This is a genomic window from Streptomyces sp. 71268, assembly GCF_029392895.1.
Lineage (GTDB): Bacteria > Actinomycetota > Actinomycetes > Streptomycetales > Streptomycetaceae > Streptomyces.
Map to the genome: position 1 here is coordinate 7,008,732 of NZ_CP114200.1, position 21,352 is coordinate 7,030,083.

19 protein-coding genes are annotated in these 21,352 nt (G+C 72.4%); 8 read left to right on the top strand and 11 right to left on the bottom strand.

What is annotated here, in order from left to right:
* The first annotated feature begins 155 nt into the window (after positions 1–155).
* The 3 genes from OYE22_RS28000 to OYE22_RS28010 all read left to right on the top strand — a co-directional run bounded on the left by OYE22_RS28000 (position 156) and on the right by OYE22_RS28010 (position 2,215).
* The gene (locus tag OYE22_RS28000) at positions 156–395 is read left to right on the top strand and encodes a LapA family protein (RefSeq protein WP_277322973.1); all 240 of its coding nucleotides are present in this window, start codon (positions 156–158) and stop codon (positions 393–395) included.
* Positions 396–627: 232 nt separating this feature from the next.
* A complete protein-coding gene (locus OYE22_RS28005) occupies positions 628–1,215 on the top strand; it encodes a GNAT family N-acetyltransferase (RefSeq protein ID WP_277322974.1) in 588 nt (195 codons plus the stop codon).
* 163 nt (positions 1,216–1,378) lie between these two features.
* A complete protein-coding gene (locus tag OYE22_RS28010; RefSeq protein WP_277322975.1) occupies positions 1,379–2,215 on the top strand; it encodes an alpha/beta hydrolase in 837 nt (278 codons plus the stop codon).
* 19 nt (positions 2,216–2,234) lie between these two features.
* On the opposite strand, the gene OYE22_RS28015 is transcribed toward OYE22_RS28010, so the two are convergent.
* Positions 2,235–3,350: a MerR family transcriptional regulator gene (locus OYE22_RS28015; protein ID WP_277322977.1), complete on the bottom strand. Its 1,116-nt coding sequence runs from the start codon at positions 3,348–3,350 to the stop codon at positions 2,235–2,237.
* A 257-nt stretch (positions 3,351–3,607) separates the two neighbouring features.
* Here OYE22_RS28015 and OYE22_RS28020 point away from each other — a divergent pair, with 257 nt between their 5' ends.
* Positions 3,608–4,156, top strand: a complete 549-nt coding sequence (locus tag OYE22_RS28020; protein WP_277322978.1) for a DUF1062 domain-containing protein — start codon at positions 3,608–3,610, stop codon at positions 4,154–4,156.
* 112 nt (positions 4,157–4,268) lie between these two features.
* Here OYE22_RS28020 and OYE22_RS28025 read toward each other — a convergent pair whose 3' ends face one another.
* On the bottom strand, positions 4,269–5,510 hold the full coding sequence (locus OYE22_RS28025; RefSeq protein WP_277322979.1) for an FAD-dependent monooxygenase: 1,242 nt from the start codon (positions 5,508–5,510) through the stop codon (positions 4,269–4,271).
* Positions 5,511–5,613: 103 nt separating this feature from the next.
* Positions 5,614–7,119: an MFS transporter gene (locus OYE22_RS28030; RefSeq protein ID WP_277322981.1), complete on the bottom strand. Its 1,506-nt coding sequence runs from the start codon at positions 7,117–7,119 to the stop codon at positions 5,614–5,616.
* Between the two features lie 107 nt (positions 7,120–7,226).
* On the opposite strand from OYE22_RS28030, the gene OYE22_RS28035 reads away from it, so the two are divergent.
* On the top strand, positions 7,227–7,796 hold the full coding sequence (locus OYE22_RS28035; protein ID WP_277322982.1) for a TetR/AcrR family transcriptional regulator: 570 nt from the start codon (positions 7,227–7,229) through the stop codon (positions 7,794–7,796).
* A gap of 16 nt (positions 7,797–7,812) precedes the next feature.
* Here the strand turns inward: OYE22_RS28035 and OYE22_RS28040 are convergent, their stop codons facing one another.
* The 3 genes from OYE22_RS28040 to OYE22_RS28050 are packed head-to-tail and all read right to left on the bottom strand — an operon-like array spanning position 7,813 to position 10,308.
* Complete coding sequence (locus tag OYE22_RS28040) at positions 7,813–8,151, bottom strand: STAS domain-containing protein (protein WP_277322983.1); 339 nt, start codon at positions 8,149–8,151, stop codon at positions 7,813–7,815.
* Between the two features lie 46 nt (positions 8,152–8,197).
* A complete protein-coding gene (locus OYE22_RS28045) occupies positions 8,198–9,505 on the bottom strand; it encodes a SpoIIE family protein phosphatase (protein ID WP_277322984.1) in 1,308 nt (435 codons plus the stop codon).
* The gene (locus tag OYE22_RS28050; protein ID WP_277322985.1) at positions 9,505–10,308 is read right to left on the bottom strand and encodes an alpha/beta hydrolase; all 804 of its coding nucleotides are present in this window, start codon (positions 10,306–10,308) and stop codon (positions 9,505–9,507) included. Before OYE22_RS28050 ends, OYE22_RS28045 begins: the two co-directional genes overlap by 1 nt.
* 163 nt (positions 10,309–10,471) lie before the next feature.
* Here OYE22_RS28050 and OYE22_RS28055 point away from each other — a divergent pair, with 163 nt between their 5' ends.
* The gene (locus OYE22_RS28055) at positions 10,472–11,236 is read left to right on the top strand and encodes an alpha/beta hydrolase (protein ID WP_277322986.1); all 765 of its coding nucleotides are present in this window, start codon (positions 10,472–10,474) and stop codon (positions 11,234–11,236) included.
* A 183-nt stretch (positions 11,237–11,419) separates the two neighbouring features.
* Here OYE22_RS28055 and OYE22_RS28060 read toward each other — a convergent pair whose 3' ends face one another.
* Together OYE22_RS28060 and OYE22_RS28065 are read right to left on the bottom strand one after the other, a co-directional pair.
* Positions 11,420–16,111 carry a tetratricopeptide repeat protein gene (locus OYE22_RS28060; RefSeq protein ID WP_277322987.1) on the bottom strand — a complete coding sequence of 1,564 codons (4,692 nt, stop codon included), beginning with the start codon at positions 16,109–16,111 and terminating at the stop codon, positions 11,420–11,422.
* A 56-nt stretch (positions 16,112–16,167) separates the two neighbouring features.
* Positions 16,168–16,506 carry a trypco2 family protein gene (locus tag OYE22_RS28065; RefSeq protein WP_277322988.1) on the bottom strand — a complete coding sequence of 113 codons (339 nt, stop codon included), beginning with the start codon at positions 16,504–16,506 and terminating at the stop codon, positions 16,168–16,170.
* Between the two features lie 390 nt (positions 16,507–16,896).
* Here OYE22_RS28065 and OYE22_RS28070 point away from each other — a divergent pair, with 390 nt between their 5' ends.
* Entirely contained in the window at positions 16,897–17,457 is a 561-nt protein-coding gene (locus OYE22_RS28070; RefSeq protein ID WP_277322989.1) for a DinB family protein, read from the top strand.
* A 22-nt stretch (positions 17,458–17,479) separates the two neighbouring features.
* Here OYE22_RS28070 and OYE22_RS28075 read toward each other — a convergent pair whose 3' ends face one another.
* Positions 17,480–18,706 carry an MFS transporter gene (locus OYE22_RS28075; RefSeq protein ID WP_277322990.1) on the bottom strand — a complete coding sequence of 409 codons (1,227 nt, stop codon included), beginning with the start codon at positions 18,704–18,706 and terminating at the stop codon, positions 17,480–17,482.
* Positions 18,707–18,961: 255 nt separating this feature from the next.
* Here OYE22_RS28075 and OYE22_RS28080 point away from each other — a divergent pair, with 255 nt between their 5' ends.
* Positions 18,962–19,294 carry a type II toxin-antitoxin system PemK/MazF family toxin gene (locus tag OYE22_RS28080; RefSeq protein WP_277322991.1) on the top strand — a complete coding sequence of 111 codons (333 nt, stop codon included), beginning with the start codon at positions 18,962–18,964 and terminating at the stop codon, positions 19,292–19,294.
* 218 nt (positions 19,295–19,512) lie between these two features.
* Here the strand turns inward: OYE22_RS28080 and OYE22_RS28085 are convergent, their stop codons facing one another.
* Both OYE22_RS28085 and OYE22_RS28090 read right to left on the bottom strand, forming a co-directional pair.
* On the bottom strand, positions 19,513–20,451 hold the full coding sequence (locus tag OYE22_RS28085) for an acyl-CoA dehydrogenase (protein WP_348652251.1): 939 nt from the start codon (positions 20,449–20,451) through the stop codon (positions 19,513–19,515).
* A gap of 531 nt (positions 20,452–20,982) precedes the next feature.
* Positions 20,983–21,189 carry a DUF397 domain-containing protein gene (locus OYE22_RS28090; RefSeq protein WP_277322993.1) on the bottom strand — a complete coding sequence of 69 codons (207 nt, stop codon included), beginning with the start codon at positions 21,187–21,189 and terminating at the stop codon, positions 20,983–20,985.
* Positions 21,190–21,352 lie beyond the last annotated feature (163 nt).

A 21,352-nucleotide genomic window follows, 5' to 3' on the forward strand; every position in this document is an offset into this window, starting at 1 on the left:
ACGCCCCGCCGCCACGCGGTGCGCGCCGCCGCCCGCGCCGCATCCTGGGAGGTAAGCCGCACTCCAGGCGTGACCGGACGTGCCCGGCGTGGCCGGACACGACGGGAGGCGACCGGGCGTGCGGGGCGGTCCGACGTTCGAGGGAAGGGCGCGTCATGAGTCCCAAGACAAGGCCGGACACCGGCGGAGGCGGGCGCACACACGAGTTCCTCACGCCCGGCAGGATCGCCCTCCTCGTGCTGGGCGTCCTCGGCCTGATCTTCATCTTCGAGAACACCCGCCAGGTCAAGATCCGCCTGCTGATCCCCGAGGTCACCATGCCGCTCTGGCTGGCGCTGGCCGCGGTGGCGGTGATCGGGGGGTTGTGCGGGGCCTACCTGTTCCGGCGGCGGTGATCCGGCTCTGATCGGCGGAACGACCCGCGAGAGGCCCCGCCCGGCCGACCCGGCCGGGGCACCCACGACCTCCCCTTCGGCGGCGGGGACCGCCTGCCCGCTCCTCGGCAAGAAGGCCCGGCCCGCCGTCTGACCCGGCGGCCACTCACCGCCCCCTCGCCGGCCGCCGCCGGCCCACGCACGCCCGGGCGGGGTGTGGAACCCTTCTCCGTGCCAGGCGATGATGTTGACCATGAGCCTGTCGCCAGCGCCGGTCGTCCCCACGGGGAGGCTGTCCCACTCCGCACAGCCCACGCTCGAATCGCCCGACGGCGCGCTGCTGTTGCGGCCGTGGACGGTGGCGGACGCCGAGGTCGTGTACGGGGCGTACCAGGACGCGGGTATCCAGAAGTGGTCGCTGCGCCGCATGGGCTCGCGCGACGAGGTCCTCCAGTGGATCGCGGCGGGGGAGCGCCAGTGGCGCCAGGAGCGCGCGGCCCAGTGGGCGGTCGCCGACGCGGGCGGCGGCGAGGTGCTCGGCCGGGTGGCCCTGCGCTGGATGGACCTCACCCAGGGGCTCGCCGAGGCCGCGTACTGGGTGTTGCCGCACGCCCGTGGCCAGGGCGTGGCCCCGCGCGCGCTCACCACGCTGACCCGGTGGGCCCTGGACGAGGCGGGGTTCCACCGGCTGGAACTCGCCCACTCGGATCGAAACGAGCCGTCCTGCGAGGTGGCGCTCAGGGCCGGTTACGCGCTCGAAGGCACCCGGCGCAGCGCCCTGCGGCACGCGGACGGCTGGCACGACATGCATCTGCACGCCCGGGTCGAGGGCGACGCGTGAGCCCGTAGCGCGTTCGCCGTGCCCGGCGATCCAACGACTCGCGCCGAACAGCCAGTTGCCGGGCCTCGTCCGGCGTCGCGAGGACGGCCACCTGCCGCACCAACATCAACGCCGTCTACGCTGCCGGTCGGTGCCCACCCCCATCCGAACGTAAGAGGAGACCATGAACAACCCCCTGCCCGTGGTCCTGGTACACGGTTTCTGGCACGGCAGTTGGTGCTGGAGCCCGGTGGTCGAGCGGTTGGCCGCGCGGGGCGTGCCGTCGGTCGCGGTGGATCTGGAGGGGCACGGGCTGCGCGGCCCCGCGCCGCGCGCCCGTTGGGCGCGGCCGTTCGACGCGGCGTCGTTCGCCACCGAGCCGTCCCCGGTGGCGGCGGTCACCGCCTCGTCCGCGGCGGCCGTACTCGCCGAGCAGATACGGACCGTCGGCGGCGGCCAGCCCGTCCTCGTGGTGGCCCACAGCATGGGCGGCGTGGTCGCCACCGCGGTGGCGGAACTGGTCCCCGAACTCGTGGCCGGCCTGGTCTACGTCTCCGCGTTCGCCCCGGTGAGCGGGGCGCCGGCGGGCTACTACAACACCTGTCCGGAGAACACCGGCGAGATGGTGAGCCGGCATCTGGCGGCCGACCCGATGGTGGTGGGCGCGGCCCGCATCGACTTCGGCGACCCGGAGCGGCGCGACCAGATCAAGGAGACGTTCTACAACGACGTCGACGACCGCACGGCCGACGCCACCATCGCGCTGCTGAGCACGGACGGGCCGGCGGGGATTCCGCTGGAGCCGCTGACCGTCACCCAGGAGCGCTACGGCAGCGTGCCGCACGCGTACGTCGTGTGCGGCCGGGACAACGTGATCCCCGCGACCTTGCAGTACCGCTTCGTCAAGGAGATCGACACCGTCTCGGCCACACCCACCGAGGTCACCGAACTCGACTGCTCCCACTCGCCCTTCCTGTCCCAGCCGGACGCGCTGGCCGAGGCGATCGTGGCCGCCAGGTAGCGGCCCCGCGCGCCCCGGCTCAGGCGACGAGCAGCCGCAGGCCCAGCTCCGCCGCGTCCAGGTCGAGCAGGTCGCGGTTGCGCTCGGCCCAGCGGCCCGAGGACAGGTCATCGCGGAGCGCGGCCACCGCTCGCCGCTCGGCCTCCGGGCCGACGCGGGTCCACACGGATGTCGCGCGGCGTACGGGCTCCTCCAGGTACGCCTCGGGGCGGCGCCAGTACGCCTCGAAGAAGCCGTCGGCGCAGTCCCACGGGATGAGGACCGGCTCCAGGCGGGCCCCGAACGCGCGGGCCAGTTGGTCCACCGGGGGGCGGCCGGCGACGAGGTGGCCGACCTCGGGCAGGTAGTCGCGGCTGAGCCAGAAGCGGTCGCGCCAGCCGGCGTCGGTGGCGTCGTGCGTGAAGACCACGACGCGTCGGGCCACGCGCCGCATCTCGCGCAGCCCGGCGACCGGGTCCCGCCAGTGGTGGATGGTGCTGAACGCCATCGCCGCGTCGAAGGACTGGTCGGGGAACGGCAGCCGCTCCGCGGCGGCGGCCACGCACGGTGCCGAACCCTCGGGGCGCTGGGCCCGCATGACGGCCGAGGGTTCCACCGCGGTCACGTCGCGGTCCGGCGGCTCGTAGGAGCCGGTGCCGGCGCCCACGTTCAGCACCGTCCGCGCGTCCCCGAGCGCCTGCCAGACCTGCGCGGCGATGCGCGGCTCGGTGCGCCGCGTCGCCGGATAGGCGGCCCCGATGGACTCGTACAACCGCGCCCCGAGCGGGTGCAGTCGCTCCTCTGACGTCGTCCTGACTCCCATGGCCCGTGCCTCCAGTTCCTTGTCGATGGCGGTCACCATGGCGGCCGCGCGGTCGCGCTGGTCCAACAGCAGGCCGCGCAGCCGGTGCAGGCGCGCGACCGCGTCGGTGTCCGGGTCGTCCACCAGGTCCGCTATCTCGCGCAGTCCGAAACCCAGCCGCCGGAAGGCGAGCACCTCCCGCAGTCGTTCCACGTCGCCCGCCGAGTAGGCCCGGTAGCCGGCCGAGGTCCGCGCGGACGGCCGGGCGAGGCCGATCTCGTCATAGTGATGCAGCGTGCGGACACTCACTCCGGCCAACTCGGCCACGCGCCCCACGGTCAGGTGCTCTTCCACGCCCCCGAGAATGCGGCATCACGCCGCGTGAGGGTCAAGCGGCCACGGGTCCCGGAACGCGCGTCGCCGCCACCGGAAAACCAGTGGAACGGCGTCGGCCCGGGCCCCTACCGTTTCGGCGGAAACACGTCGCCCAGACAAGGACATGCCGTTGTACACCCTGTGAGACCTCCCGAGCGCTGAATCGTCGCGCGTCGCGCCCCGTGCGTGCCGCGCTCCTTTTGCCGCGGACTTCTCACTGAGATCGGTGTACTTCTGTGCTCACCAGTTGGGTGGTCATGCCCACCTGCCTGCCGCTCATCGTCCGACGCTGCCACGTGTGCGCGTCCGAGCGTTCGCGGGCGAACGGAAAATTCCGCGTCAACGCCCACCACAAACTCCTCGACGCCTGGCTCCTCGCGTTCTGTACGGGATGTGGGGCGACCGCGAAGTTCCCGGTTCTGGAACGGGTGAACGTGCGTTCTGTACGACCCTCGTTGTTGGCCCGGTTGCACGACAACGATCCGGAACTCGCGGCCGAGCTGCTGCGGGACCCGGTGGTACGGCGCCGCGATCGGATCGCCCTGGACTGGGATGATGCCTGGCGCCTCGATACGGGGGAATTGGATGACCTGGACCGCGAGGTGATCGATGTCGAGGTGCGTTTCGCGGCGCGGATTCCCGTCCGGCCGGTGCGGTTGATCGCCGAAGGCTGCGCGCTTTCGCGGGCCGAGGTCGAGCGGCTGATCGTGGCGGGGAAACTCGTTTCGGGCGTACGGCTGACCGGCAAGCTCTCCGACGGCTTCACCTTCACGCTCAAGCGCTAAGCGCTGAGCCCGGGTGGTGAAGCCCGGGACGGCCAGGGCGCGTTCCCCGCTTTCCCTTTCGGGCCCAGGGCCTGTCCGGTGCGCATTGCCGGGCAGGCCCCGGCCAGGTCAGTCAGTGGGAAGCGGCTGGATGAGTCGTCGAAGCCGGCTCGCCGGCATCGACGGGGTCGGGCAGGGTGAGGGCGGTGTGGGCCGGGCGGCCGGTTCTCGGGGGCGCGGTGGTGAGATCGCGGATTCTCCGGTTGCGCTTTTCCAGGGCTTCGGCGGTGGTGGGGAAGAGTGCCGCGTCTCCCGTGCCGACCTGTGCCTGGTTCAGTTCGACGAACGCGCGGGCGTCGCGTTCGTAGGCGGCGAAGGCGGCGGTGTGGTCGCCGGGGTGGGTGGCCAGCGAGGTGGCGAGCAGATAGGCGCCGACGAGGGCGAGGCTGGAGCCCTGGCCGGTGAGGAACGACGGGGCGTACGCGGCGTCGCCGAGGAAGGCCGTGCGACCCCTGGACCAGCGCGGCATGCGGATCTGGCTCACGGTGTCGAAGAACGGGTCGGGCGCGCGGTGCATCGCGGCCACCATTCCCGGTATCTCCCATCCGTCGTCGGCGAAGGTGGCGGCGACGAGTTCGCGTTGTGCCACGGGGTCGCGAAGGGTCTCGTACGGTGGTCGCGGGTGGGCGAAGGTGAGGAACGCGTGGAGTTCTCCGCTGTCCCGGACCGCGTAGAGCGCGGCGGCTCGACCGGGGGCATTCCAGATCAGCGCTTCGTGGGAGAGCCCCAGGGTGTTGGGCATCGTGAAAATGGTGAAGCAGTATCCCAGGTAGTGGTGGAACCGCCGCTCCGGGCCGCAGACGAGTTCGCGGGTGCGCGAGTGCGACCCGTCCGCGCCCAGGACCAGGTCGAATCCGCGCCGGAGGCCGCTGCGGAAGATGACGTCGACGCCGTTCTCGTGGTCGGTGAGCGTGTCGACGGAATCGTTGAACAGGAATTCCACCTCGTCCCGGACGGTTCCGTACAGGGCCTCGACCAGTTCCCCGCGCGGTACCTCGACATCGTGTCCCTCGTCGCCGCCGGCTATGGCCTGGGGACGCACGGACGCCACCGTGCTGCCGTCGGCGTGGAGGAAGGTCAACCGCCGTGACGCGATATGCGCTTCCCGCAGTCGCGGCAGGATTCCCATCCGGCGCACCACTTCCACGGCGGTGCCCCGTACGTCGATCGGATATCCGCCGCTCCGTACTCCGGCGGACTTCTCCACCACGGTCACCGTGTATCCGTACCGGTGCAGCCAGTACGCCACGGCGGCTCCCGCGATGCTCGCGCCGGAAACCAGGACCGTGCCCTTCGACGGCGTTCGTGTGCCCATGCGTCAACTCCTCGACGTGTGATGAGAGATGCGCGGCCAATTCGGTAGCACCTGGCCCGCGACGAAACTGTCGGACTCTGCCGGCGGATTCTTTTCGACCCGCTCACGGATTTCCGGCGACCGCGTCCCGTCCGTGGTCGTGATCGTGGTCGCGCACGCGGTTCCGGTCGGGTGACGGGGAAGCGGGGCCCGGGCGGGTGGCGCGTACGAGGAGGAGAACGAGCACCGCGGCGACGGTGAACGCCCCGCAGGCGATCGTCAGGTAACTGACAACGCCCGTGGACGAGTTCACGGATTCGCCGTCGACGTCCACCGCGGTCGACTTGAGGACGGCCGCGCCCACGAAGTTCAGCACCACCGAGCCGATCGAGACCATGACCATCACCAGGCTGGAGACGATTCCCTGTCGTTCGGGTGGTGCCAGGCTGCCCGCCATGTTGAAGCCGGACGTTCCGAGGCCGCCCACCGTGACGCCCAGCAGGAAGGTGAAGCAGAGCGCGGCGGAAAGGTGGGAGATCCCGAGGAACATCCCGATGGTGGCCGCCGTTCCGAGCGCGACCGACCCGGCCAGGGTCTTCGCCGGCCCGACGCGTGCGGTGAGCCAGCCGGCCACCGGGCCGCCGAGCGTGACGCCCACCCCCGGCGCCGAGAGCAGCAGCGCCACCGTTCCCTGGCCGGCCAGTCCGTATCCGAGACCCTCATCGGCCGATACGTCGCTGATCAGCGGGATGAGTTGCAGGGTGCTCTGGTACGAACCGGCGCCGAGGAAGACGACGAGGAGCGTCAGCACCAGTGGCCAGCCGAGATCCCGTACGTCGATCAGGGGGTGCGGCTTCCGGCTGGAGAAGAGGAACCACCGGGCCAGCGCCGCGCCGCCACCGAGGAGCAGCGTCAGCGGCCCGGCGGCGAGCCAACCGAGGTCCGAGCCGAGGCTGACATAGCCGAGCACGCCGGCCAGCCCTCCGCCGAGGAGCAGGGCGCCGCCGACATCGATGGTGCCCGGCGTCTTGAGGGGGGATTCGGGTACGAAGCGGTGCACGCAAAGGGCCATGGCGACGGCGACGAAGGCCGATACGAGGAACAGGACCTGGAATCCGAACTCCCTGGCCATGTCCTCGATGAGGAACCGGGACGCGATGTTGAGCACCGCGGAACCGGAGGTCACGATGCCCACGATCAGCATCGCGACGCGGGGTGCGCAGACGCCGCGCACGATGGCGACGGCGAGGAACACGGCCGCCAGCGACGCACCTTGCAGCATGCGCCCCGGCACGAACAGCCAGATGCTGGGGGCGAGGGCGCACAAGAGCGCGCCGGCGCAGCTCAGCAGCAGGGTCAGCACGAGCACCCGGCGCTTTCCGTGGATGTCGGCGCTCTTTCCGAGCAGGGGCGCCCACATCACTCCCGCCAGCATCGCGGTGGCGTTCAGCCACGCCGCCTGGTCGGTGTCGAAGTGGTCGAGCATCTCCGGCAGGACGAGCAGCGGCGCGGCGATGGCCGAGTCGACCACGAAGTTCACCAGGGCCAGGACGGCCACCAGGCCGACGAGTCGCCCGTTCCATCGCGTGTGCGTCCCGGCGTCCGCGCTTCCGGTCCTGCTCTGCCGCATGAGGGGCTCCTTGCGAGGGTTCCCACGAGCATTACGATACGTTCGAGTTTCTTATTCGGCAGAGTAAGGTACGCCGATAAGAAACGTCAAAGGTTCTAAGGAGTGCTGTGGGACGGCGGCGGGGCGAAGCGCTGGAGGCGGCGATCCTCGACGCGGCCTGGGAGGAGTTGAGCGAGCGGGGGTACGCGAACCTGACCGTCGACTCCGTCGCCCGGCGCGCCGGCACCAGCAAGCCGGTGCTCTACCGGCGCTGGGCGGACAAGCAGAAGCTGGTGGAGGCGGCCGTCGTACGCCGCAACGTCATCCAACTGTCCCCGCCGGCCGACACGGGATCGCTGCGCGGCGACCTGATCGCCACCCTGACCGAGGCGAGCGAGAAACGCGGGGCGTTCCTGGTCCAACTCAGCCTGCTGCTCGCCGGCTACTTCGCCGAGACCGAGACCAGCTTCGCCGAGCTGCGCGAGACGATCGTCGCCGGACGCCGCTCCGGGCGTGACGAGATCATGCGGCGCGCCATCGAGCGCGGCGAGATCGACCCGGCCAGGCTGACGCCACGGATCGCCTCGCTCCCGTTCGACCTGTTGCGCGGCGAGACGATGATGACGCTACGGCCCGTCGCACCCGAGGTGATCGAGGAGATCGTCGACACGATCTTCCTCCCGCTGGTCCGCCCGTGAGCCCGGCGCCCGGCGCTTAGCCGAGGGCGGTGGCGTCGCCGCCGGGGTCGAGGGGGATGACCCTGTCCAGCCCGGTGAGACGCAGGATGCGCAGGGTGGGAGCGGGCACGGACGCGAGGGCGATGGTCGCCCGCATCGCGCTGGCGTGCTGGTAGGCCGCGATCAGCGCGTTGATACCGCTGGAGTCGCAGAACTCCAGGCCGCCCAGGTCCAGGGTCAGCCGCTGACCCGGGCGCAGCGCGGCCGCGGTGACGCGTTCCCGTAGTTGGCTGGCGCTGTGGTAGTCCAACTCGCCGAAGACCCGCAGGACGGGGCCGGTCGCGGCGTCTTGGGCGGTGATCTTCAGTGTGCTCATCGACCGTTCTTCGTGGAAGTGACACCGGATGGGGGCGGGGGCGGGGTTAGGGCAGGGCGGTGAGGGGCGGGACGCCCAGCGCGAGCAGGGCGGTGTCGTCGTCGAGGCCGTCGCCGAAGCTGGCGAGCAGGTCGGTCAGGGCTCCGATGATGTCAGGCGCGGACTTGCCGGCGTGGTCGGCGGCGAACTCCAGCAGGGCCTCGTCCCCGTACAGACTGGTGCGGTCGGCGCCGGTACGGGCCTCGGTGAGTCCGTCCGTGTAGAGCAGGAGGGCGTCGCCGGGGGTGAGGGTGGTCTCGGCGGTGGTGAAGTGCGCGTCGGGGAGTACGCCGACGAGGAGGCCGCCCGGGGTGGGCAGGTAGCTGGCCGTTCCGTCGGCGCGCAGCACGACGGCCGGTGGGTGGCCGCCCGAGGCGAGGCGGACGGTGTGCTGTCCGGGGCTGGCGCCGGGGGTGAGGATGCCGAAGATGGCGGTGCAGTAGCGCGGGTCCCCGCTGCCGGTGTAGCGGTCGTGCAGCACGGTGTTCAGGGTGGTCAGGGCCGAGGCGGGGTCGGCGTCGTGCAACGCGGCGGCGCGCAGGGTGTAGCGGGTCAGCGAGGTGACCGCCGCGGCCTGCGGGCCCTTGCCGCACACGTCGCCGAGGAAGAAGGCGAAGCGTTCGCCGTCCAGGCGGAACACGTCGTAGAAGTCGCCGCCGAGCCGGTCGGGGGAGGCGATGTGGTAGTAGGCCGCCGTCTCCACTCCGGGCACCATGGGCAGGGTGTCGGGCAGCAGGGACTTCTGGAGTACGGCGAGGGCGTCCTGCAACCGGGCGCGGTCGGCCTCCGCCTGTCTGCGGGCCTCCTCGGCGACCTTGCGCCCGCGCAGCAACTCCTCCTCGTACGCGCGGCGGTCCCGGGCGTCGAAGAGGGTAGTGCGGATCAGGAGGGGAGCGCCGCTGTCGCCGTACTTGACCACCGAGGAGACCAGTACGGGCATCCGGTCGCCGTTGGCGCACCGAAGCTCCATCGCGATGCCGTTGATGTCACCCTGCATCCGCAGCAGGGGCGCGTAGTGCGTCTCGTGGTACAGCTTTCCGCCCACGGTCAGCAGGTCGACGAACCGCCGCCGGCCCAGTACCTCGCCCCGCTCCATGCCGAGCCAGTCCAGCAGGGTCGCGTTGATCTTCGCGATGGTGCCGTCCATCAGCGTGGAGAGGTAGCCGCACGGCGCCGCCTCGTACAGTTCCTCGGCGCTGTCCTCCAGCAACGCGGCGAACGCCGCGTCCGGGGCGGAGTCGCGGTGACTCTGGATATCGGGCCTCTCTTCGTCGTCGGCTTCGTAGGGCTCGGGCTGATGATCGGTGTCGGCCATCAACGGAGCCCGGCGAGAAACTCGCGGATGGCCTTGTTGGTGGCCTCGGGCGCGGACAGGTGCGGGCAGTGGCCGGTGGTGTCGAGCGTCACCAGCGTCGAACCGGAGATCTCCTGGTGCACGAAGGCGCCGACCTCGCGGGGAGCGATCACGTCCTGGGCGCACTCAAGGACCAGCGTCGGAACCTTGACCCGCCCGAGTTCGTCCCTGGTGTCGGACAGGAACGTGGTACGGGCGAACACGCGGGCCATGTCCGGGTCGGTCGCGCAGAAGCTGTTCTTCAGCTCCTCGCCCAGTTCGGGCCGGTCCGGGTGACCCATGATCACCGGAGCCATCGCCGCGGACCAGCCCAGGTAGTTCGAGTCCAGGTTCGCCAGCAACTCGTCGATGTCCTGCGCGCTGAACCCACCGTGGTAGCCCTCGTCGTCGATGTACCGCGGGGAGGGGGCGACCATCACCAGGGCTCCGATCCGCTCCGGGGCCAGCTCGGCCGCCAGCACGCCGACCATCGAGCTGACGGAGTGGCCCACGAACGTCGCCTCCCGCAGGTCGAGCGCCGCGCACACCTCCACCACGTCCCGCGCGTAACCCTCCAGCGAGGCGTAGCGCTCCTCGGAGAAGGCCGAGTGGTCCGAGCGTCCACACCCCACGTAGTCGAACAGCACCAGACGGTACGCATCGGCCAGAGCGGGCACCGTCAGCCGCCACATGTTCTGGTCACAGCCGAACCCGTGGGCCAGCACGACCGTGGGGCCCTGGGGGTTGCCGGCGACGGTGACGTTGTTCCTCTGAACGATGTCCATGCCATGCAGTCTGACAGGCCCGTCAACGCGCCGGAGCGCCGCGTCGGCCTGGTCGCCGGGCGGGGGGTGTACCGACGGGGTTGGCCCCGGAGGGTTGGACCGGGCCGGGTGGGCGGCGGTTACTGGGAGGCGGCGCGGAGGGTTCCTGCGTAGGGTCTGCCGGATGACGCTTTCTCATGACGTGGCCGGCGACGGTCCCGCGGTGCTGCTGCTGCATTCCGGGGTGTGTGACCGGCGGATGTGGGACCCACAGTGGCCAGCCATGATCGACGCCGGTTACCGACTGGTGCGCTGTGACCTGCGGGGCTTCGGCGAGACGCCCGCTCCGGACCGGCCGCACAGCAACGCCGACGACGTGCTGGACCTCCTAAACGGCCTGGACATCGAGCGGGTGACCCTGGTGGGGTCCTCGTACGGCGGGCGGGTCGCGCTGGAGGTCGCCGCGCGGTGGCCCGAGCGGGTGGGCGCCATGGCGCTGCTGTGCTCCGCCTTCCCCGGGCACGAGCCATCGGCCGACCTGCGGGCGATCGGTGCGCGCGAGGACGCGCTGCTCGAAGCGGGGGACGTCGCCGGCGCGACGGAACTGATGGTGGACACCTGGCTGGGCCCGGAGGCCGACGAGGCCGCCCGGGAAGCGGTACGCCGGATGCAGCGGCACGCCTTCGAGGTGCAACTGGCCGTCGACGAGGAGTTCCGGCCGCTCCAGGCCGAGATCGACCTCACGGCGATCGAGGCCCGCTGCCTGGCCGTGTCGGGCCGGCACGACGTGACCGACTTCCGGCGGATCGCCGCCCGGCTGCCGGATCTGCTCGCGCACGCCGACCACGTGGAACTGCCGTGGGCCGGTCACCTGCCCAGCCTGGAGCGGCCGTCCGAGACCACGCACCTGTTGCTCGACTTCCTGCGCCAGCCGACGCCCACCGGCTGAGCACCGCTGACACGCCGCGTGGCACGCCGCCTGGCGCGCGGCGAGGGTACGGGGGAAAGTCACCGGCCCTCACGCCGACCGCGCGCCACCCGACACCGGACGCGCCCGACCACGCGCCACCCCGACCACGCGCCACCACGCACCTCACCGCCCGGAGCCCCGCGCGACGCGCGCGGCACGCGCTCACGGAGACGGGGCCGGCTGCTCCGGCGCCCCCGCGCGGTCCGCGTGCAGCAGGTCGTGGATCTCCCGCGCCTCGCCGGCGTACCGGGCCATGGCCAGGGGCTGTTCCGCGAGGAGACCCTGGAAGAGGGTGAGGGCCTCGGCGGAGGTGGCGCGGGCGGCGGCGGAGCGGTCGCCCGCCGCCAACCGGGCGCGGGCGAGGCCGGCCAGCGCGTGGGCGAGCAGTTCCCGGTGGGCGTGGGGCTCCCCGGCCGCGTGCTCGCGGGCCCGCCCGACAGCCTCCCGCGCCACCTCCGTGGCCTGCCGCGCCCGCCCGGTCAGGGCCAGCACCCGGGCCTGCCCGGCGAGGAGTTCGGTCAGCACGGGGCCCAGTGGCGGGGGCCCGTCCTCGTTGAGGCGGCGCAGGATTCGCACGGCGTCCTCGCTCGCGGTGGCGGCCTCCTCCCCGCTGCCCGGCACGGTCGCCGCGCACAGGGCGAACGCGTGCAGCGACCCGGCGCGCAGCGCCGTGCCCCAGGTGTCGTCCGGCAGTGCCGCGCAGAACTCGACGGCCTCGGCGAGCGGCGGCAGGGCGGCCGCCGGCGGGGCCGCGTCCGAGGCGGCTGCCATCTCGAAGCGCAGCACGGCCCGTTGCAGCAGGGCGTCGCCCACCACGGTGTCGGCGAGCGGTGGTTCGGCGTCGGTGCGGGCCACCGCGAGCGCCTCGTCGACGCTCGCGACCGCCGCCGACGGGTCACCGGTACGCCACAGCACGCGGGCTCGGCGCAGGAGTACGTTCGTCAGCTCGGCGCGCAGGTCGGACGGGTCACCGGAATGGTGCGCGCGGAGCCCGGCGAGGGCGCTGTTCACCGGAGGCAGGGCGCCCTGCCAGTCTCCACGGGATTCCAGCGTTTCGGCGAGCAGCGCCTCGGAGCGGGCCAGGGCGAGCCCGCTGGCCTCGTCGCCGCGGTGCCGGTGCGCGGCGCGCCGGTGCGCGCGGGCCTCGTCCGCGACCGTGGCCGCCTCCGTCGGGCGGCCGAGCCACCACAGCCGTCGCGCGTGCCGTTCCAGGTCGTCGGCCTGTTCGCTCCGGTGTTCCTGGCGCTCTTGACTGTCGCCCCGCCGGACCCAGCCGCCTTTGATGTCCAGCGCCTCGCGGGACCGCCTGAGGGACTCCTCGTGCTGTCCGCCGATCCACAGCAACTCCCCGGTGGTCGCCAGGACGCTCCACAGGTCGGTCTCGTAGCGCAGGGGAGCCTCGACGGAGAGCGTACGCAGCCGTCGCAGGGCCTCCTCGGCGGCTTCGAGCGCGTTCTCGAGGTCCCCGAGGTCGTAGTGGACGCGCATGGCGGTCAGCCAGTTCCTGAGCATCGGCTCGGCGAAGGCCGCCGGCAGGTCCCGTTCCGCCGCGCTGTTCAGCTCGATGGACTCCCGGACCGTCGCCAGGGCCGCTTGCGGCTCGCCGAGTGCGAGGTGGGCACCCGCCAGGTTGTTCAAACACGCGGCCAGGTCCGGCAGGTGGGCCCCGGGCGCGGAGGCGGCCAGCTCCCGCAGGATGTCCGCGGCCTCCCGGAAGTGGCCGGCCGCACGGGCCGTCTCCCGTGGCGTCCCGTCCTCGGACCGCAACGTGCCCGCGAGGGTGGTCAGGGCCATGGCCAGGAGGTTGCGGAAGCCGTCGGGTTCGGCGCGGGCCAGCTCGCGGAAGAGGTGGACGCTCTGGCTCGCGACCCGCTGTGCCCGGAGGCGGTAGCCGCTGGTCTGGCGTTGCGTGGCGAGGGTGTTGAGGGCCAGTGCCAGGCGGGGGGTGTGGATGTGTGGTCGCTCGTCGGCCAGGTCGCGGTAGAGCCCCACCGCCTCCTCGGCGGCGTCGAGCGCCTCGGCCTGGTGCCCGAGGTTGCCGAGGTCGATGGCCAGGCTGTTGAGGCTGTTGGCGAAGTCGGCCTGGTACGCGCGCGGGCGCGCCTCGGCGAGCCGTCTGCGGAGGGCGACGGACTCGCGGATGTGGGCCAGCGCCTCGCGGTGCGAGCCGGCCAACTGGGCCGCGGAGGAGGCGGTGGCCAGCACCAGGGCGAGTCCCGACAACGCGGCGTCGGGGTTCTCCTCGGCGAGCCGCCGCTGGAGCCTGACGGCCCTGCGGGTCGAGGCCAGGGCGAGGTCGCGGCGGCCGGACTCCATCGCGACGATGGCGTGGTTGTTCAGGTGGTTGACCATGAGGGTGTCGTGCGCCTCGGGATCGCCGTCCCACAGGGCCTCACACAGTCGCCGGCTCTCCTCGATCACGCGCCAGGCCGTGTCGTGGTCGCCGAGCAGGCGCGCCGCCGCCGCGCGCGTGTCCAGGGCCTTCACCAGGTCCACCCGGCTCTCCGGGTCGTCCGGGCGCAGCGCGGCCCGCAGCAGCTCCACGCCCTCCGTCGCCGCCTCGTACGCTTCCCGCCGGCGTTCGACGTCGCTGAGGAAGATGGCCGCGTTGACCCGGCACGCCCCGCGTTCGGCCTGGTGGCGCGGGTGGTCCGGCGGGATCTCCCGCCACAGGTCGTACGCCTCCCGTACCGCCTCAAGGCACTCCTCCCGCTCGCCCACGGACGACAGGCGTTTGGAGATCTCGCGCAGCGCGACGGCAAGGCCCGGGCGCGCCGCCGGGTCGGTTGCGGCACGCAGCCGGTGGGCGGCGACGATGCGCCGGTGCAGGGTCAGCACCCAGGGGGCCAGCAGGTACGGGTGTGGCGGGACGGCCGATGCCAGGTGCTCCAACTCGTCCAACCCGGCGTCGGGGCGGTCGACGAGCGCTTCCAGCGCGGCCAGCAGCGGGGCCGGCTCCTCCAGGCGGGACGCCAGGGCGACGGCCGCCGGGCCGAGCACCGCCGGGTGCCGCAGGCACCAGTCGGTCAGCGTCCCGCCGTCGGGGCCGGCGCCCCGTACGCAGGCCCGGGTGACGAGGGCGAGGAAACTGGTGGCCTGGTCGGGTGTGGCGGCCGGCAGCAGCGCGTCGACCAGGCCGGGGTCGTCCCGCACGCGCTCGCCGACCAGCCGTTCGGCCAGCCGGTCCGGTCGCAGGCGTACGGCGGCGTCACCGTCGGCCAGGAGCGTGGCCCGCACCCAGGCGTGCACGGCCCGCAGGTCGCCGGGTGCCGCGCCGCCCTGGTCGGTGCCGAGCACGCGGGCGAGCACGGCGGTCGTCTCGCGCGGCCCGCGCGGCCCCAGCGCCACGACCGCCACCACCGCGTCCTCCAGCATCCGCCACAGCAGGGGAGGACAGAGCCGGGAGGCCCGGGCGGTGCCGCGCCAGTGCGCCCGCTCGTGTTGGAGCAGCCGCTTCTCGACGGCCGACGCGTCTCCCGGGCTGGCCGCCACTCCCCGCGCCGCGTCCAGCAGGTGCACCAGGGCGGCCATGTGCAGGGTCAGCGGGGAGCCGTGGGTGCCCTCGGGAAGGGGCGGCGGGGTGCGCGCGGCGTACCCGTGCCATGCCGGCCCGTCGTGGCCGGAGAGCGACTCCAACCCGTGGGCCAGGGCGCGGGCGGTGTCGCGGTAGCCGTCGGGGCCGCCCAGCGGCAGTTCCGGGAGTTCACGCACCAGCGCGGTCGAGAGCATCGCGCCGCGCTGCAGGGAGTCCCCGGCGACCTCCTCGATCCAGTCGCCGGCCGAGCGGGCGAGCAGGACCGCCTTGACCGGCGCCTCGCGGTGTCGCGCGGTGAAGTCCAGCACGGCCCGCGCCTCCTCGACGCGGCCGTCGGCCCCGTCGACCACCATCAGCAGGGGCAGTCCGGGCGCGCACGTGTCGTGCGCCGGCCGGGCGCCGGGCCGTAACCACACGACGGACCACCGTGGCTGGAGGCTTCGGGCCAGTTCCACCGCGAGCCGGGTCTTGCCCCGGCCGCCGGGGGCGTGCACGACGGCGACCTCGCTGTCGGTCTGCTCGGTCCAGGCGGTCAGCGCGCCCAGCTCGGCCGCCCGGCCGTGGAAGGGCACGACCGCGCGCGCCGGGTGGAGCAACTCCACGGCCGAGCGCGGCGGGTGGCGCGGCACGGTGTGGTGGTCGGGGTCGGCGAGGTCGGCGTACTCCACGGGCTGTGGCACGTGCGGGCCGGGCGCCCCGTGCGTGTCCAGGGCCGCGAGGAACGACACGTCGTGCAGGAGGACGATGGCCGGTTCCGCCTCCAGCCGCGCCGGGACGCGGTCGGGTATGTCGGCGACGACGACGCCCACCACGAAGTCGCCGCACAGCACGGCCGCCCCCGACATCCCGTTCCAGGCGGAATCTCTGGTTCCCCTGGGCCGGTAGGTCGTGCCGTCCAGCACGTACACGCCGCCGACCAGCCCGTTGAGGGGGCTGATCCGGCCCTCCGCCTGCTCCGACTCGCGGGAGCGGTACTCGGTGTGCGGGAAACCGGTGGCGCGCCACGCGACGGACGCGCTGTCGCCGGCGATCCGCCCCCACGACACCTGGGCGGGCCCGGCGGGCTCCCAGCTCTCCGAGGTGACGCGCACCAGCGCGACGTCCGTGTGGGACGCGTGCTGGGCGCCGCCGCCGCCCTCCGGCATCCCGCGCCACACGACGAGCCCGGGATGGTCGACGCTCGTCCCGATCCGGGCGACGCCGACCGGCGAGCCGACCGCGCCCACGACGTGTGCGGCCGTCAGCACCAGCCCGGGCGCGATCTCGTAACCGGCCCCCCAGCCCGCCCATGCCACCCGCACCACACGGCTACCACTCACCGGACGCCCCCCCGTTCCGTACCGATGTCACCGCTGAACGCTGGAAACGAGCCTCGTCACCTGGGCCGTCGGCCGGCGGTGCCGCCGCCCGGGAAGGGGTCGGACGCCTGGCCCCGCCCCTGCGCGGCGATGCGCACCGGGCCGTCACCGCGCCGGGGGGTGAGGGTCACCATCACCCGGTGGCCACGGCTACGCGCCGCCGTACCCTCCGTGTCGGCGGTGACGACCCAGGCGCGCAGACCCCCACTCGCCCGCGCCTCGTGGCGGACCTCGACCAGGAACTCCAACTCGATCGGGCCGACGTCGAAGGTGACCTCCTGCCCCTCGCCGCGCCGTGCGGCCTCCATCAGGCTGTCGCGCACAGCGGCGACGGCATCCGCCAACTCGATCTCCACGTGATCCCCCCGGTTTCGCCCGTGGCCCCGGCGCCCTGGTCCTCCGCCCGGCGCCCCACCACGGCGGACCGACTGTAACCAAGGGGCGGTTGACCTGTCCCGTGGTTCGCGAAGGTGGGAGCGCTCCATACGGCCGTCGGCGCAGGCGAGGGCACCCGCCGGTCCGGGTTGGAGCGCGGCGGGGCACCGGGGGGTGGTGCGTGCGGGGTTACGCGCCGGAGCGGCCAGCACCGACGGGGGAACGGGGCGTGCCAGACGCACTCTCCGGGGGCGCTCCAGGTGCCTCCCCCCGGGGCACTCCAGGTGCCCTCCCCCGGGAAGACGCTCCAGGTGTGTGTCCTCCCAGAAAGGCGCTCGGAAGCGGACACGGTCGCGTGCGAGGATCGCACGATGAGCAACCCCCGCCGAGACCTGCTGCGTTGGCAGTTCGACATGACCTGGTCGCTTTTCGAGTACCACCTGGAGCGGCTGGCGCCCGAGGATTTCCTGTGGGAGCCCGCTGACCTGACCTGGACAGTGCGGCCGGACGCCGCCGGCGACTGGCGGCCGGACTGGGCCGACACCGAGCCCGACCCCGTTCCCGTGCCCACCATCGGCTGGGTGAGCTGGCACATCGGCTGGTGGTGGAGCACCGCCATCGACCACGCACGGGGACGTACGCCCCGGGAGCGCGCCGACGTCACCTGGCCGGGCGACGGACCCGCGGCCATCGCCTGGCTCCGCGACCTGCGGACCCAGTGGCTGGCGGTCCTCGACGAACTCACCGACGCCGACCTGGACGCCGCCTCCACGCTGCCCTGGCAGACCCCTCCGGACAACACCGTCGGCCACATGGTCGCCTGGCTGAACGCCGAGTTGATGAAGAACGTCGCCGAGATCGGTCAGCTACGGCTCATCCGGGCGGCCTCGCCGCCGGCCCCCGTCAAGCCGTCGGGCCCCGAGAAGCCGTAGGGCCCGGCGGAACGCGCGACTCTCAGGGCGTGTCGCCCCGGCCCGACCCGACCCGAAGGCCCCCTGTCACGAGGACCGCGAGGACCGCGAGCACCGCGACACCCCCGCCCAGCGACATGACCGTGGACGCGGACGTGCGATCCAGCAGGACTCCGCCCACGAGCGCACCCATTGAGATCGTCGCCTGGAACGATGCGGTGAACAGGACCGACGCCGCTTCCGGGGCGTGCGGTGCCGCCTTGGCGAACCAGGTCTGCGACGCGACGGGTACGGCGCCGTACGCGATCCCCCACACGATCAGCAGCGCCACCGCGCCGGCCTCCCACCGGCCCAACGCGGGAAGCAGCAGGGTCACGCCGGCGATCAGGGCCGAGGCGAGCCCGAAGACGGCCCGTGGGCGCCGGCCCACCCAGGCACCGCCCAGGAAGTTGCCGAGGATGCCGGCGGCACCGTAGAGCAGCAGGAACGTGGTGATCAGACCGCCGCCGGCATGGGTGACCTGTTCCAGGAACGGCGTCACGTAGGTGTACGTACCGAAGTGGGCCAGTACGACGAGGACCGTCAGCAGGAGCGCGAAGCGGGTGGTCGCGCCACGGAGCAGGCCGCTGAGCACACCCAGCCGGGTGGCTTGGCCCGCGGGAAGCGGTGGCACGAACAGGACCAGCATGACCAGGACGCCGACGGTCAGCGCGCCCATGATGGCGAACGCGGTACGCCATCCCGCGAGTTCACCGATCAGGGTGCCCGCCGGCACCCCGAGAACCGACCCCAGCGGGACGGCCGAGAAGATCACGGCAGTCGCCCTGCCGACGGAGGCGGGCGGCACCAGCCGCTCGGCCAACCCGGCTCCGATCGACCAGAAGCCGCCGATCGTGATCCCGACCATGACCCGGGAGACCAGCACGAGCCAGTAGTCGGGGGCCACGGCGGCGAGGAAGTTCGCGAGCGCCAGCAGGAGGACGAAGACGCACAGCATCAGCCGCCGGTCGTGACGTGCCGTGGCCACGGTCACCAGGGGAGCGGAGACCGCCGCCAGGAAGCCCGGCATGGTCATCATCAGCCCGGCCATCCCGTCGGTGACGGTGAAATCGGACCCGATCGAGGTCAGCAGCCCGATCGGCAGGATCTCGGTGGTGACGATGACGAAGATCCCCAACATCACCGAGACCACGGCCAGCCACCCGCTCAACGGGGTGCGTGGAGGCAGGCGTTCGTCATGGACCGAGGCGGTGGTGGTGGCGGCGTGCATAACGGTTCCGTCCTGTGGAGGCAGCGCGTTTCGCGATCAGTCCAGCAGGGCCGACCACGAGGTGGCTGGCAGTTCCGCGACCGCAACCTCGCACCTCACGGTGGTGTCGCATTCCGGCTCACGGCGGCCCGCACGGTACGGCCTACGCTGTGACCCGCGACCATCGCGTGCTCTCCGGTCTTCACCCACCGATGAGCAACGGCGACCGCACTCGCCCACACAGCACCCTCACCGCAGACCGTGCCAGGAGGAGACATGCGACACGGCGAAGTCTGGTGGGTCGACTTCGACAAGCGACGGCCGGTCGTGCTGCTGCCGGGAGACGAGGTGTCCGGGCTCCGGGCGATGCAGGTCGTCGCTCCGGCGGGCATCGACATCAGCGGTCTGGCCGTCGAAGTGGCCGTGGGTGCCGGGGACGGTCTGCCCTTCGAGGGCGTCCTGCGGTTCGCGTTGCCACGCCCGGGCTTCACCCCGTGCACGTGGCTGACCACCGTGTCCCGGGACGACCTGGTCGAGCGAGTGGGCGTGCTGTCCTCCTCGAAGCTCAGCGAGATCGAGGACGCCCTCCGCCTCGGTGGCCTGGGGTAGGCGGGCAAGGGGCGGAGGCCGCCGACGGTGCCGGGTCGTCAGTAGGGCATCGGGGGAGTGGCCCCCCGAGTTGTGGCACGCAGAAGGCCCCCGCCGGTCTCGTTCGGAATGCGGCAGGGGCCCGGGGGTGGTACGTGGTTACGCGGTGAAGTCGCCGGCCTTGATGCCGGCCACGAACGCGGTTCAGACCGGGTGTCGAAGGCCGTGACAGCCCGGGGTCAGGTGATGGTGAGCGGCCCGCCAGCCAGGTGCGCCGACAGCGCACCGGTCATTCGTGAGCGCGCTGGCGGGTGCAGGGCCAGCCCGTCGACACAGCCGGTGAAGAGATCGACCTCCTCGGGCGCCGTGGAGCCGAGGCCGTTGAGCAGTTCGACCGCACGGGGAACCACCCGGGCCAGGCAGTCCTGGACGTGGTACCGCACGTGCAGGGCGTGGGCGAGTGCTGACTCGTCCGGGCTGCCGTCGTCGATGCGGCGGGCGACGCCCTCCGCGGCCGACATCGCGCCTTCGATCTCCACCAGCAGCCCGATCCGATCGGACTCGGGTACCCGGTCCTCCAGCAGTACGCGCTCGACCAGTCCGCTGGCGGCCCCCAGACAACTGCCCGTCGTCAGCAGTTGGAGCCAGAGGAAGCCGGTGGTCAACGCCACGTCCAACTGCCCGTCGGGGGACGAGTCTCGCAGCAGCAGGTCTGGCGGCAACAGGACACCGTCCAGGGTGACCCGCTCACCATCCCTGCCAGATCCGCCGACGGTCAGCCCCTCGGCTTCCGCAGGTACCAGCATCAACGCCGGCTCCTCGCCCGTCTCGTCCCAGCGAGGCGCCATGACGGTGGTGACGAGCACGTCCATCTCCTGGCCCAGGCCACCCGTACGTGTCACCCCGCTGACCCGCACACCTTCAGGGTCCTCGGTGGCCCGCAGCGAAGGAGAGAGGACTCCGGCGTCGGGGTGTTTCTCGGTCTCGGCGAAGCCGAACGCCAGGATGCGGTTGCCCGCCGCCAGGCCGCTGACCAGCATCTCGTCCATGGCCGCTTCGCCAGGGGCGGAGGTTAACAGGGCGACAAGGGCGGCCATCGAGAAGTGGTGCGGAGTGGTGTCCACTGCCAGCGACGGCGACGTGCTGCCCAGCAGACGCTGCACCCGCAGCGCGTCCATGGCGGTGGCTCCCTGCCCCTGTAGGCTGCCTGGCGCCACCAGCCCGGGTCCGCCGCTGTCACGAAAGAGCCGAAGGCCGGGGCCTCCCTGGCTCTCCAGTTCCGTCAGGGGCACTGCCCGCAGGCTTTCGTCCAAGTCCGGTAGCAGTCGCGCCACCGTGGCGCGTTCCCGTTCCAGAAATCGCATGTATACCCCAACTTCTGTGCGAGGCCCATCAGTTGGCGGCCCGATACGGCTTCTCCCGCGCCACCATCGCCCCCGGGGGCGGGCCAGCCTTGGAAGGGCAGGGTACTCGGGCAGCGCCGTCCGCCTGCGGCGCGGAGACACCAGCTCGCGTTGTCCGCAGGACGGCTACGAGAGGGTCTGACCCGGTGGAACGGCTGCTCTGGTCGTCAGTCGTCGGCGTGGAGGTAGGCGGCTCCGTACCCCCGGCGGATCATGGTGCGACGACCAAGCGTGAAGAGTTCGTTGGCGTAGACGCCCCTGTCTGGTTCGGTTCGCGAGCGGCAGGGGCTTTGAGGCGGTGCACGGTTACGCGGTGAAGTCGCCGGCTTTGACGCCGGCCACGAAGGCGGTCCAGGCCGTGGTGTCGAAGGTGAGGATGGGACCGTGTGGGTCTTTGCTGTCACGGACGGGGACGGTGCCGTGCGCGGCGGCGAGGTTGGCGGCGACCTCGACGCATGCGCCGCCGTTGTTGCTGTGTGAGGACTTGATCCAGTGGGGGGATTGGGTCGTCATGGAGTGTGCCCCTTCGACCTTGCTCGGTCACGGATGCGAGCGGGATGCCGGTCGTGGCGCTTCGGCTCACCGATGGTAGGTCGCCGGCGCAGGTCTCGGGGAAGTGGCCTCCCGGCCAATTGACTTTGTTGCTTGTGTCAACTGCCCTCACTAGGAGCCTGTT